General features: G+C 67.5%; 10 protein-coding genes and 1 CRISPR repeat array (1 of these 11 running past the window's edge). Of the genes, 6 read left to right on the forward strand and 4 right to left on the reverse strand.

What is annotated here, in order from left to right; translation table 11 throughout:
• Window positions 1-1,742: a CRISPR direct-repeat array (repeat unit 29 nt; unit sequence GTCCTCTCCGCGCGAGCGGAGGTGAGCCG); it begins 300 nt to the left of the window's first position.
• Window positions 1,743-2,321: 579 nt separating this feature from the next.
• The 4 genes from dnaE (at window position 2,322) to FB157_RS21185 (ending at window position 7,502) form a co-directional block, all read left to right on the forward strand.
• Window positions 2,322-5,921, forward strand: a complete 3,600-nt coding sequence (gene dnaE / locus FB157_RS21170) for a DNA polymerase III subunit alpha (protein ID WP_261386402.1) — start codon at window positions 2,322-2,324, stop codon at window positions 5,919-5,921.
• Window positions 5,918-6,277 (forward strand): DUF6300 family protein, encoded by a 360-nt coding sequence (locus FB157_RS21175; RefSeq protein WP_145881973.1) that lies wholly within the window; start codon window positions 5,918-5,920, stop codon window positions 6,275-6,277. The genes dnaE and FB157_RS21175 overlap by 4 nt, the downstream gene beginning before the upstream one ends.
• A gap of 140 nt (window positions 6,278-6,417) precedes the next feature.
• A complete protein-coding gene (locus tag FB157_RS21180; protein ID WP_261386403.1) occupies window positions 6,418-6,777 on the forward strand; it encodes a protein kinase domain-containing protein in 360 nt (119 codons plus the stop codon).
• Window positions 6,778-7,058: 281 nt separating this feature from the next.
• Window positions 7,059-7,502 (forward strand): hypothetical protein, encoded by a 444-nt coding sequence (locus FB157_RS21185; RefSeq protein WP_145881975.1) that lies wholly within the window; start codon window positions 7,059-7,061, stop codon window positions 7,500-7,502.
• A gap of 308 nt (window positions 7,503-7,810) precedes the next feature.
• On the opposite strand, the gene FB157_RS21190 is transcribed toward FB157_RS21185, so the two are convergent.
• The 4 genes from FB157_RS21190 to FB157_RS21205 all read right to left on the reverse strand — a co-directional run bounded on the left by FB157_RS21190 (window position 7,811) and on the right by FB157_RS21205 (window position 11,180).
• Window positions 7,811-7,990: a hypothetical protein gene (locus FB157_RS21190; RefSeq protein ID WP_145881977.1), complete on the reverse strand. Its 180-nt coding sequence runs from the start codon at window positions 7,988-7,990 to the stop codon at window positions 7,811-7,813.
• 528 nt (window positions 7,991-8,518) lie between these two features.
• The gene (locus tag FB157_RS21195) at window positions 8,519-8,965 is read right to left on the reverse strand and encodes a lamin tail domain-containing protein (RefSeq protein ID WP_145881980.1); all 447 of its coding nucleotides are present in this window, start codon (window positions 8,963-8,965) and stop codon (window positions 8,519-8,521) included.
• A gap of 573 nt (window positions 8,966-9,538) precedes the next feature.
• Window positions 9,539-10,042 (reverse strand): hypothetical protein, encoded by a 504-nt coding sequence (locus FB157_RS21200; protein ID WP_145881982.1) that lies wholly within the window; start codon window positions 10,040-10,042, stop codon window positions 9,539-9,541.
• A 28-nt stretch (window positions 10,043-10,070) separates the two neighbouring features.
• Window positions 10,071-11,180: a NucA/NucB deoxyribonuclease domain-containing protein gene (locus tag FB157_RS21205; protein ID WP_145881983.1), complete on the reverse strand. Its 1,110-nt coding sequence runs from the start codon at window positions 11,178-11,180 to the stop codon at window positions 10,071-10,073.
• Between the two features lie 455 nt (window positions 11,181-11,635).
• Between FB157_RS21205 and FB157_RS21210 the strand changes: the two genes are divergently transcribed.
• Together FB157_RS21210 and FB157_RS21215 are read left to right on the forward strand one after the other, a co-directional pair.
• Window positions 11,636-12,307: a hypothetical protein gene (locus FB157_RS21210; RefSeq protein WP_145881985.1), complete on the forward strand. Its 672-nt coding sequence runs from the start codon at window positions 11,636-11,638 to the stop codon at window positions 12,305-12,307.
• Between the two features lie 430 nt (window positions 12,308-12,737).
• Complete coding sequence (locus FB157_RS21215; protein WP_261386404.1) at window positions 12,738-13,208, forward strand: pRL2-23; 471 nt, start codon at window positions 12,738-12,740, stop codon at window positions 13,206-13,208.
• The last annotated feature ends 31 nt before the right edge of the window (window positions 13,209-13,239 follow it).

Raw genomic sequence — 13,239 nt, forward strand, 5'->3', positions numbered from 1 at the left:
ACCGCGTCCTCTCCGCGCGAGCGGAGGTGAGCCGTTCCCGGACGTCTCCTCCGCCGTCTGCGAAACGTCCTCTCCGCGCGAGCGGAGGTGAGCCGGAGACGAGGCTGTCCTGCATCAGCTCGGATGGGTCCTCTCCGCGCGAGCGGAGGTGAGCCGCTGGTAGGCGAGAGCGAGGTTCCGCCACACGTGTCCTCTCCGCGCGAGCGGAGGTGAGCCTCCCCTTCCCCCTCCGAAGGGGAGACTGTGTTCGTCCTCTCCGCGCGAGCGGAGGTGAGCCGGCGATCAGGGTGCTGCCCAGGACGTTGAGCCCGTCCTCTCCGCGCGAGCGGAGGTGAGCCGTGAGGTAGACCCCCATGGTTGCAACACGAGTCGTCCTCTCCGCGCGAGCGGAGGTGAGCCGTCATGGAGGACACGGCGTCGACGATGTACACGGTCCTCTCCGCGCGAGCGGAGGTGAGCCGCATGCAATTTCAGGATGACTTGGCCGCGGGCAGTCCTCTCCGCGCGAGCGGAGGTGAGCCGGCAGGGTGCTGCCGTCGGCGAACGTGCCGTCCGTCCTCTCCGCGCGAGCGGAGGTGAGCCGGGCATGTCCCAGGCCCGCCCCTGCCACAACACGTCCTCTCCGCGCGAGCGGAGGTGAGCCGATGCAGGATTTGGCCTCGGCGTTCGGGTCCGGGTCCTCTCCGCGCGAGCGGAGGTGAGCCATTTCCGGCTCGGCCTCGTCGGGCTGCGCCTGCGTCCTCTCCGCGCGAGCGGAGGTGAGCCGCCGAAGGTCAGCCTCGCGCACGTCGTGTACGCGTCCTCTCCGCGCGAGCGGAGGTGAGCCGAAGCTCGGCGAGCGGCACGGCTTCAGTGTCGTGTCCTCTCCGCGCGAGCGGAGGTGAGCCGCCCACCACCAGGCCCGCGGTGCGGGCGGTGGCGTCCTCTCCGCGCGAGCGGAGGTGAGCCGAACCTCGACAAGGTCGGCAAGCGGGGCGGCACGTCCTCTCCGCGCGAGCGGAGGTGAGCCACGTTCTCAGAGACGACTGCCTCCATGAACGTCGTCCTCTCCGCGCGAGCGGAGGTGAGCCGCCACCCGAGTCGGGGGAGGAATCGCCGGAACCGTCCTCTCCGCGCGAGCGGAGGTGAGCCGCCGTTCACCTACCACCCGCATCCGAAGACGAAGTCCTCTCCGCGCGAGCGGAGGTGAGCCGCCCGCCACCAGGGCTGGCTCACCGCCCACAACGTCCTCTCCGCGCGAGCGGAGGTGAGCCGCATGTCGTTAGGCATGGGTGGTCCCCTCTCAGGTCCTCTCCGCGCGAGCGGAGGTGAGCCGGAGCACCCCGAGCCGTGACCGATATCCCCCAGGTCCTCTCCGCGCGAGCGGAGGTGAGCCGGTCCCGTAGTCCTCGCCGTTCTCACCGGTGATGTCCTCTCCGCGCGAGCGGAGGTGAGCCGGCCGCCGTCGACTTCGCCAAGCAGATCTGCCGGTCCTCTCCGCGCGAGCGGAGGTGAGCCGGCCTGGGGATTCCCTCGGCTATCGGCGGCCGCGTCCTGTCCGCGCGAGCGGAGGTGAGCCGGGGTACATCAGGCACCGCCCTTGGGGGCCTGGGTCCTCTCCGCGCGAGCGGAGGTGAGCCGATGCCCCGGACCGTGATGGCCCGGGGCGATCGGTCCTCTCCGCGCGAGCGGAGGTGAGCCGCCGATGGGGGGCACGGTCGACGACGCCAACCGGTCCTCTCCGCGTGAGCGGAGGGCTATCGGGTGCGGGACATCTGTGGCGAACGGCGTATGGCATTCCGGGCTCGAGAGGGTTCTCGAGCTGGACAGGGAAGACCTGGGCCTCGTTGACGCAGCCTCCAGCCTCAGCGTGCCCGACCTGATGGAAGAGTTCATCCGCCCCGTGGCCGAGCGGGACCGGGACCTGCTGCTCTGCGTGGAGATCAGCCATGGGCGCCCCTTTACGTGCGCAAGCACCGCGGCCCCGGCGGCGCCCTCCGCCTACGTGCCGCTCACCTCCCGACGACCTGCCGTGTACGGAGAGTCTCCTTCCCGCCTGCCGATCCGACGAGCTGACGCAGCACCGCAGGTGGGCCGAGGAGGAAGCCCGCGCAGCAGCCAGTGCCCGTCTTGCCCGCCGCCAAGACAACGCGGGCGGCGTGCTCCGACACGCCGAATGGATGGCCTTCAGCAGATTCCAAACCCCCTGGCAAGACGGGCATCTGGCCACTGAACTCCCTTGTAAATAGGGCTTGTTCGCCGGATCGGAGGGACTCGGAACTGACGGGGTGAGGGGTAGCCTGAGGCCTCCCTCTTGATCCCTTCGCGGAGGTGCGCACCCGGTGTCCTCTTTTGTTCACCTGCACAACCACACCGAGTACTCGATGCTCGACGGCGCTCAGAAGCTCAAGCCGATGTTCGCCGAGGTTGCGAAGCAGGGCATGCCGGCCGTCGCAATGAGTGACCACGGCAACATGTTCGGCGCGTACGAGTTCCAGCAGGTGGCCAAGGGCTTCGAGAGCGTCAAGCCGATCCTCGGGATCGAGGCGTACGTCGCTCCGTCGTCGCGGCGCAATCGGAAGCAGGAGTTCTGGGGGCCGGGCGGGCAGCGTGCCATGTCGGACGACGGCGAGGGTTCGAAGGACGTCTCCGGCGGTGGGCGCTTCACTCATATGACGATGTGGGCGACGGGTGCGCAGGGCCTGCGCAACCTCTTCTGTCTCTCGACAGAGGCCAGCTACACGGGCCAGTTCCCGGCAGGCAAGCCCCGCATGGACATGGAGCTGATCAGCGAGCACGCCGAGGGGGTCATCGCGACGACCGGGTGCCCGTCCGGTGCGATCCAGACCCGGCTGCGGCTGAACCAGTACGACGAGGCCCGCGAGGCCGCGGCCGCGTACCAGGACGTCTTCGGCAAGGAGAACTACTTCCTGGAGCTGATGGACCACGGGCTGTCCATCGAGCGGGAAGTCCGGGACGGGCTGCTGCGTCTGGCCAAGGAGCTGAACATCCCGCTCCTGGCCACGAATGACGCGCACTACGTCCACGAGGATCAGGCCGACGCGCATGACAACCTGCTGTGTATCGGCGTCGGCAAGAACAAGGCCGACGAGAAGCGGTTCCGGTTTCAGGGCAGCGGCTACTACCTGAAGACCGCGCAGGAAATGCGGTCTCTGTTCTCCGAGCTGCCGGAGGCGTGCGACAACACGCTGCTGATTGCCGAGCGGATCGGCTCCTACGACGAGGTCTTCGACTACGTCGACGAGATGCCCCAGTTCCCTGACGTGCCGGAGGGGGAGACGCAGGAGTCCTGGCTGCGCAAGGAGGTCCTCAAGGGGCTTGCCATGCGCTACGGCGATCCAATCCCCGCCGAAGTGCTGGACCGCTTCGAGACCGAGATGTCCGTCATCGGTCCCATGGGGTTCTCTTCCTACTTCCTCGTGGTCGCCGACATCTGCAAGTACGCCCGCGACAATGGCGTCCCCGTCGGACCGGGCCGTGGTTCGGCCACCGGATCGATCGTCGCCTACGCGACTCGGATCACCGAGCTGTGCCCCCTTGAGCACGGCCTGCTGTTCGAGCGGTTTCTCAACCCCGAACGCATCAACCCGCCGGATGTCGACCTCGACTTCGACGACCGCCAGCGCGACAAGATGGTGCGCTACGTCACCGAGAAGTACGGCGACGCCTACACCGCCATGGTGAACACGTTCGGCAAGATCAAAGCCAAGAACGCGATCAAGGACTCCTCCCGGATCCTGGGCTATCCCTTCTCCCACGGTGAGCGCATCACGAAGGCGCTGCCGCCGGACATCATGGGCAAGTCGATCCCGCTCGACGGCATCTTCGATCCGGAGCACCCCCGCTACGGCGAGGCCGGCGAGATCCGGCAGATGTACGAGAACGAGCCGGACGTGAAGAAGGTCATCGACACCGCCAAGGGTGTCGAGGGCCTGACCCGGGGTACCGGCGTCCACGCGGCCGCGGTCATCCTGTCCAAGACCAAACTGACGGACCGCATCCCACTGCACATGCGGGCCTCCGACGGCGTGAAGATCACCGGCTTCGACTATCCGTCGTGCGAAGCCATGGGCCTGATCAAGATGGACTTCCTGGGCCTGCGGAACCTGGGCGTCATCGACCACGCCCTGGAGAACATCCGGGAGAACCGCGGCGTCAAGCTCGCCACCGTCGACCCGCTGAACGGCGACAAGGACACCATTGTCATCCCTCTGGATGACAAGAAAACCTTCGAACTGCTGGGCCGAGGTGACACCTTCGGTGTGTTCCAGCTCGACGGCGGCGGCATGCGCGCGCTGCTGAAGCTGATGGAGCCGACCCGATTCGAGGACATCGCGGCAGCCCTGGCGCTGTACCGGCCTGGCCCGATGGCCGCCAACGCACACACCAACTACGCGCTGCGGCAGAACGGCAAGCAGGACCCCGACCCTATCCACCCGGAGCTGAAGGACGTCCTCGACCCGATCCTGGGCAGCACTCACCACCTGCTCATCTTCCAAGAGCAGATCATGGCCATCGCCCGGACCCTGGCCGGGTACACCCTTGGCGGCGCCGACATGCTGCGCCGCGCGATGGGCAAGAAGAAGCCCGAGGTCCTGGCCGCGGAGTGGAAGAACTTCCACGCCGGCATGACGGGCAACGGCTACTCGGAAGAGGCCACCAAGGCGATCTGGGACGTCATGCTCCCGTTCTCCGGCTATGCCTTCAACAAGTCCCACACCGCCGGATACGGACTCGTCTCCTACTGGACCGCGTACCTGAAGGCCAACTACCCGGCCGAGTACATGGCCGCGCTGCTCACCTCCGTCGGCGACGACAAGGACAAAGCCGGCGTCTACCTGGCCGACGCCCGCAAGCTCGGCGTCACCGTCCTGTCGCCCGACGTCAACGAATCCCTGGCCGAGTTCGCAGCGGTGGGCGACGACGTCCGCTTCGGCCTGCTCTCGGTGCGCAACGTCGGCGAGAACGTGATCGAGTCGATCATCACGGCACGGAAGGCCCAGGGGAAGTACACCTCGTTCCAGGACTTCCTCGACAAGGTCGACCTGCCCGCACTGAACAAACGGGCCATCGACTCACTCATCAAGGCCGGCGCCTTCGACTCACTCGGGCACACCCGCAAGGGGCTGGCCACCGTGCACGAGATGGCAGTCGACGCGGTCGTGCCACTGAAGAAGGCCGCCGCGTACGGGCAGGACGACCTCTTCGCCGGCCTGGGCGGCGCCGACGGCGGTAGCGACGACTCCGGATTCGGCATCGATATGAAGATCGGCGAGGAGGAGTGGCCGCGCAAGCAGCTCTTGTCCACCGAACGGGAGATGCTCGGCATGTACGTCTCCGCCCATCCACTGGACGGCACCGAGAACATCCTCACCGCCAACCGCGACACCACAATCGTCGACCTGCTGTCCTCCGGACGCACCGAGGGCATCGTGCGTCTGTCGGGCCTGATCACCAGCGTCCAGCTGAAGATGACCAAGCAGGGCAACAGCTGGGCGATCGTCAACCTTGCCGACCGGGACGGCACGATCGAAGTCCTCTTCTTCCCTGCCACGTACCAGCTCGTCGCAGGCGCCCTGGTCGAAGACAGCGTGGTCTCCGTCCAGGGCCGCCTCAACGACCGAGACGGCTCGATCAGCATCTTCGGACAGGAACTGCAGGTACTCGACGTCACCTCAGCCGAACGCGCCGGCGCGGCACCCGTAGGACTCACCTTGCCCTACCACCGCATCAACGAGCCCGCGCTCAAGGAACTCAGGCGGATCGTGGGGGCTCACCCCGGCGAGAACCCGGTCCACCTCTCGGTCCGCGGAGTACAGAAGACGATCGTCTACCGATTGCAAGCCACCGTGAACGCCACCACGATCGCCTCCGACATCAAGGGATCATTCGGACCCGACGCATGGCAAGGAGTCGCGTGACTGATCCGGACAACAGTAGAGAGGAGATCCACCTCCGGCTCGACACCCCTCCGCCTTGCACACGATGCGAAGGACCAGCCCTCCTGCTGGCCCGGTTCCCACACGCCTGGACGAACTGCAATGGGCGAAGAGTCGCAGGCCTGCGCGAGAGCACGCTGTGCCCGATCTGCGACCGGGGGAAGAGCGACGCCGAAGCCCTGCTACAGCTCCTTATGGCCTGCGGCGAACTCGACGCCACCAGCTTCGAGTCCCTCGGAGGGTTGGCAGCCGCGTGGGTCGAGTCCCTACGCCAGGAATATGTCGATATCGAGCTTCTCAACAGCGAGCATGAACAGTGGCAACGCGGCGATCTCTGACCATTCGATGAGCAAGTCCGGAATTTGACATCAGATCAATTCCCTCTGCAGCAGGGCCTTCGTGTGCGTTGACGGGTACACGCCTGGTACACCGTGCATCGCGGTGAGCGCCGAAAGGGGGAGTCGTACAGGCAGGAGCTGTGCTGGACGGGCGCTACCGGCTGATCGAGCCCATCGGCGCGGGCGGCTTCGGCCAGGTCTGGAAGGCACACGACCCCAACGTCGACCGCCTGGTCGCAGTCAAGGTGCTCACCGGTGACGCGGGCAGCAGGCGGCAGGCGGCCAGCTTCGCCCGTGAGGCCGCAGTCGCCGGCGGCCTCACTCACCCGAACATCGCACCCGTCTACGACTTCGGCTCAGCGACACACGACGGGCAGACGTGCGCCTACCTGGTGATGGAGCTCCTGGCCGGCCAACCGCTCTGGAAGCCGGAAGACTGCCCCTGCCGAAGGCCCTGTACGTCGCTGACGCCCTGGATGCCGCTCACGACGCGGGCCTGACCTACCGGGACATCAAGAAAAATTCGCGCCGCCACGCTCGGTGACGGGGGTCCCACCCCGATGCCGGAGCCGCCGGGCAGCCGGTCGCGCAGCCGCTCCAGCCTGCCCTCGTCGCGCCGCAGCGGCCGGGCCGCCGGGTCCGCATCCTCGGCATCGTCACCGGGGTCGGGCTGCTGCTGGTCGGCACCTTCCCCGGTTCCCCCGAGGCGGTCGCCGACGGCACCATCGCCCTGCACACCTCCGGCGCCGCGCTCGCGATCTTCGGAGGCAACCTCGCCGCGATGACCACAGGTGCCGGCCTGCGCCGCCAGGCACACCGACGCCTGGGCACCGCGCTCATCGCCCTGGGCGCCGCCGGGACGGTCAGCGTGGTGGTCATGTTCGCCTGGGCGGCGATCGTCGCCTCCGCCAGCGTCATCACCGGTGTCGCGGTCGCCGAACGCGCCTCGGTCTACACGATCACGACCGCCGAACTCCTCCTCGGCATCGCCGTGTTCACCGCGATCCGCCGCCGGGCCCGGCGCAGAACCGACAGCGCACTCGCGGAAAGGAGCGAGCATCACCGCATGAGGGTAGTGGTCTTCGGCGGGAGCGGCCTCATCGGCGACGGCTTCCTCCAGGAGAGCCTGCGGGCCCCCGACGTCACCGAGGTCATCACCATCGGGCGTACGCCGTTGAACCTGACGCACCCAAAGCGGCGCCTGCACTCTCTGGACGACGGATGACGCCGGAACTCACCAACATGTGCTCTCGCTCAAGACCTACGCAGCCACGCATCCTGAGGTCGGGATGGACATCACACCTGTCGAGGCGAACGGCCTCACTCACCCGAGGCGCCGAGTGATACAAGGTGCGCAGCAGCGCGTAGCCCCGTGCCGCCGGCGGATAGTCGGACGTGGTCACAAGGCGGGGGCGGGCGAAGGCGAAGAAGGCGTCAGGCGACATCGAGGCGTCCACGCCTTTCCGGGCGAGAAAGTTCTACGCCCGCGTCGGCGTGGCTGCTTCAGACCGGACGACGAGTGGTGATGCGTGTTCAGACGGAGGTCGTGCGGCGGGAGAGGGCCCGCAGAAGGAGTGCGGTGCCGACTGCGGCGGTGAGGAGTACGCCGTCGGCGGCCCAGGCCAGCGTGGCAGTGCGGGACGACCCGGTTGAGTGCTGCGCCAGGCCCTTCTTTCCGGGGGCGGCGGGGGCGATGCGCGCAGTCGGGCCCATGGTTTGTCGGGACCGGTCTGGTCGACGTCGTGCCGGTAGACGACGTAGATGCCGGGTGCGGAGTCGCAGGTCAGGGTGGTGGTGGCGGTCAGGACGGCTTTGGCGCCGCGCAGGACGGGGCGGTCGGTGAAGGCGCGGGAGGTGAGGGTGATATCTCCGTCCGATCCCGGCTCCGCCACGCCGCCGAGCGGCTGCGCAAGACCGCACAGGCCGCACAGGGACCGAGCACGGCCGGGCGCCTGGCGACCGGCCTGCGGGCGAAGTCGGTCCAGCACACCATTCGCTGCGGGCCGAGGACCGCGTTCAGGCGCCGTGCGACTTCTGTCCGGTGACAGGGCTCCTTCAGACATCTTGGGCGCCCAGGGTCCGACAAGGCGGGCCACGTCGTCGAGCAGCGTCCGGCGTCATGGTCGACCGCGGTCACGTGCGCGGCCACCGAGGTCCTCGGGTTGCCTGTCGGTGTGCAACGGCTGTCCTCTTGCCGGTGGACGCCTCATCGGCGTCCACCGGCAAGAGGACGGGGCTGGGTCAGCGGCGGATGCGATGCTGACCCCAGGAGAATTCGTCGACGAAGCGGTCGCGGTCGTTGCGCAGGGTCGCGGTGTCGTAGTCGTTGTTCCAGACGTAGTGGCGGCGGTCCTGGAACACGTCGGTGCCGCTGTCGCGGCCGGTGCCGGTGTGGACGCGGACGGTGGAGCGGCCCTGGAGGCGGTAGTGGTCGAAGGTGTAGGTGTGGCCGTCCTCGTCCGAGAGGGTCCAGCCGTCGAGGTTGACCACGCGACGGCTGTTGTTGGTGATGTCCACCCACTCCCTGTTCAGGGAGCGGTTGGAGCGGTCGTCGCGTCCCGGCGAGTCGTACTGCACGTCGCTGATGTAGACGGCGCTGTGGTGGCGGCCCGGATGGTGGTCGGCGGCCGAGGCCGGCAGTGCCACAGTGGCCACGGCGGCGGCCGCCACGGCGGCAACGGCGGTCATGCGACGCACGGATGCGGAAACGGTCACGAGGATCCCCCTACAGGAGTCCATGGCACCCCCTGTGCGGTCCTGCGGATGTGAGAACCCCGCAGGCCGGTGGTGGTGCGTTGTGCGGGTGGCGGCCGGCCGGCCGCGCACTCACACTGTGCAGGCCGTGCGCCCGGATCGTGGGGGAGATGTGTGCTTCATTACGGGTTCAACATATTTCTGTGACTCTCCGCTGCAACATCCATGTATGCCTCTAACACGCCTGATTGGCCTTTTGTCAGGGAAGCTGGCCATACCGTCACTGGCCTGTGTGGTGTGCCGATACCGATCCGGCACCTCGGTCCCTGAGGCATCGTCACCCGAAAGTGAGTAACAGCGGCCCTCCCCAACCGACCGGACTAGTCCGCTCGGGCTTCGGCGCGCCCGCCAGGATGGAGACCCCGGTTGGAAAACGAGGTCCGAGGCTGCCGTGCTCATCCGCGGTAGGGTTCACCGGCCTCGCTGCATAGACATCAAGCTGTAGGTCCCCGAGCATGCGTGAGGCCCCGTACAGCGCTCTGCGCTGTACGGGGCCTCACGCATGGGTCAGTGGGTGCGGACGGTGGCTCCATAGCTGTCGGTCTGGCGCAGTACCGACGCGGGCTGCGGCGGTGCGGGCCACACCTGGATGAGGTACCACTCGGTGACGTTGTCCGGGGCGAGGTCGATGGCGGTGTCCCGGCCGCGGGCGTGGATGCGCAGCCGGTAGTCGCCGGGGCCGTTGAACGAGAGCACGGGCAGCTCCTCGTCCAGGTCGTCCATCAGGCCTCGTACCACCAGATCGCCCGACACCGAGTGCAGGGACACTTCGACGATCTCGTCCCACTCGGCGTCCCCGGCCTGGGGGGCGTTGGTGTGCAGGGTGACGGTGACGTCGACGTCCCCGGTGTGGATGCCGGTGTGGACCGTGGCGATACCGTCCTGGATCTCGATCAGCCCGTTGTGCTGGCGGGGCAGATCGGGGCCGGCGGGACCGTCCTCGTCGTTGATCTGGAACTGGTGGTACTGCACGGGCACGAGCCCGCGCCCTTGCTCGGCCTGATCGCTCATGGCGTGTTCCCGGGTGATCGAAGACTGGTCAGGGCTTGATCCACACTTGGAACTTATCCTTCTCCAGGACCCGGTTGTAGAGGTAGAAGCGGCCGAGGGCCTTACCGCCGTCCTCGTTCTGGGTGGCGTTGATCATGCGCCAGCTGAAGTTGCCGCCTCCGGTGGAGGCACCCTGCCAGGTGGAGGCGAACGGGTACTCGTCGCACTGCTTGCCCGCGGGCCGGTGACGGCTGGACGGGCACGCCTTGTCCCGGTTCTGCCGGATCTTCGTCTTGTCGGTGAGGCGTGTCAGGTACTTCGTGCTGCTGTACTTGCCCGGCAGGTGCTTGGTGTTCTGCGCGTACTCGATGTGCTTGGCCAGCTCCGGGTACTCCCCGCTCTTGGCGTACATCATCACCGGGATGTACGGCATGACGCAGCCGATCTTGGAGGTGCCGGGCAGAGCGTTGTCGCACCGAACGACCGGCAGGCTCAGCGTGATGTCGTTCGTCGGCGCTGCCCACCTGGGGTTGGTGAAGTTCCAGTGGGCCGTCCCCTGGCCCTGGCCCTTGGATCCCTTGGGGCGGGCGCTGATGGTGGTGTCGAAGAAAAACTGCCCGACAGCCTCCTTGTCCTTGCCCATCGCCTGGGAGGGGAACTTGCTGTCGGTGACCTTGCACTTGCCCGCGCAGGTGCCCTTCCCGTTCGCGCTGCTGCCAACGGCGGCGCCCGAGGCGCTCACCTGCAGAAGCTCGACCTGGTAGGCCCACGCCTTGATGTCACGCTTGCTGTAGGAGTAGCCGACGGTCAGGTAGTGCATCTTGCCGATGACGCGACCGGTGCGGACGTCGTGCACGGTCACATCGGCCTTGAAGACGCCGCAGGCCTTGAACCGGGTGACGTACCAGGTGTTGTTGGCGCCGTGGTCGTCGCACCAGTTGGGTGTCGGCCACGCGGTGATGGCTGCCCGCAGGTCAGCTGCGGAGGCCGCCGTCCCCCAGGAGGCGCAGGCGACCGGCTTGGCGCTGCTGGCATCGCGTGCTGCCTTGAGCCGGGCGTCGCATGCGGTCTTCGCTTGGGCAGCCGTCGTCGTCGGCGTGATGGCCGCCGGGGCCGGCGCGGGCGTCGAGGTGGTTGTGGAGGCCTGCGCGGTGGTCAAGGAGCCGCCCAACAGCCCCAGCCGCAAGCAGCTTTCTGTATCTGAAACGCACGAATGTCTCCCCGTGATGGTCGACTCGCAAGTGACGCGCGTGACGAACTCGTCACTCGCAGTGATCACATCACGGGTCATACTGTCGGGACAGACAGGTCTGAGACGAACTGGCGTTCCATATCGGTCAGTTCTGAAAGCGGGGCACGCGACTGGTTCTGATCTGGCCCTGTGACCATCGCCCGTTGGGGCGATAGACACAGGGCTGGTGTTCAGAGTGCGAGGGCGGCGGTGATGGGCCGGCCAGGGCACCGGCCAAGGCTGAGCAAGCAGGTCGTGCGTTTGTGGGTCAACTGTGCCTGCCATGCAACGTCCGTGCCCTTTTGCGCCGTACCCCGCACGGTAGGGCGTCAGCCCGGTGGGGGAACATCTGCTCAGCCATCGCCTGCCTGTGAGGGGTCGTCATGCGTTCCACCCATCGCGCCGTGTCGTCTGCGCTGTTCGCCTGTCTGCTGCTGGCGGGCTGTTCTTCCACCGGGGCCGACGGCGCCAAGGACTCCGGGAAAGGGAGTCCGGCGGCGGGCCCGTCGCAGACTGCGTCGCAGGCGGACACGTCCGGGTCGATTCCAGTAGGGGCGGGGCCGCAGAAGTCGTACACGGTGCAGCAGCAGCCGGCCGCGGGTAGCTGCCACTACCGGTATGAAAACGGTGAGCCCCTGCAGGACCCGATGTGCTCGCCGGGCGCAATCTCCCCGGCCGTGACGCAGGCGAACCTGAAATCGACGATCTGCCGCAAGGGCGGCTACACCGGCGACATCCGTCCGCCGGAGTCGGTCACCCGCAAGGAGAAGGAGCTGAATGCCGCCTCCTACGGCTACACCGGCCGCCTCGGCGACGCGGAGTACGACCACCTCATCAGTCTTCAGCTCGGCGGCGACCCCAACGACTACCGAAACCTGTGGGTGGAACCCGCCGACCCGGGCCACAAGACGGGCTCCGGCGTGAACAACAAGAAGGATCCAGTGGAGACGAAGCTGCACACCGCGGTCTGCAACGGCAGCGTCACTCTCACGGCCGCGCAGCACGCCATCGTCACCGACTGGACAACAGCGCTCAGCAAGCTGGGACTTGACTGACTCGTTGACGGGGACGTCGAGGGCGGCGTCCGAGCCGAGCTGCAGGTAGGCACAGCGCATGTAGTCGATGCGGCGCTGCTGATCGCAACAGAATCACCTGGCGGACGCCTACGGTCTCACGAGTGGTTTTGTCGCCGGGAGCCAACAACGTTTGTTGGTCACCGCTGAAAACGGTCCGCCAGCGACAAGAAACGTGTTGCTGAGTTCGGGAGGCGTGCCGGTACTTGCTTCCGGCCGTCTCGTGTGCCGGTCGGCTCGGAGCAGGTGATCACGGGCCCAGACTCTTATCTCTGACGCAAGCCGCGAAAGACTGACCGCCAGGGTTGATCTGGAGCGCCGCAGGTGTAACCCGGCCACCGAAGTCGCCGCCGCGTACCTTGTCCGCCGACCTGACCACCGAAACCGACCACCCGAAAGGCCCCAACACCTGATGTCCATATGGCCTTCGATCGTTGCCGTACTCGGCACCCTCGCCGGCGCCCTGACCGCCGGACTCCTCCAGCACCGATCGGCACACACCGCACGCGCCGAGCAGCGCGCCGACAGCCACCGCCAGGACCAACTCGGCGCCGTCACCGACTTCGCGGCCGCCCTGGACGCCCACCGCTCGGCGATGTTCCACCGGGAGCGCCTGGCCCTGACCGAGACAGGCACCGAGCACCAGTTGGAGGCCCAGACGAGGTCCCACGACACCCGGGCGGCGATAACCGCGCCCCACATCCGCCTTCAGGTCCTGGTCCCCGAACTGGCCGGCCCCGCCCAGCAGGCCGCAGACGCCACATACGCACTGCGCAAGGCCACCGACCGCACCGAGCTGGACGCCCTGCGGCATGCGGCCAAGGAAGCGTCCGAGGCCTTCGTCGCCGCGGCCGCCACGCTGCTGAGCCCCAACAACCGCTGACCGAGGGGGGCCACTGCCGGCGCCCTGGCCG

Source organism: Streptomyces sp. BK340 (genome assembly GCF_007827595.1).
In the GTDB taxonomy this organism is placed as follows: Bacteria; Actinomycetota; Actinomycetes; order Streptomycetales; family Streptomycetaceae; genus Streptomyces.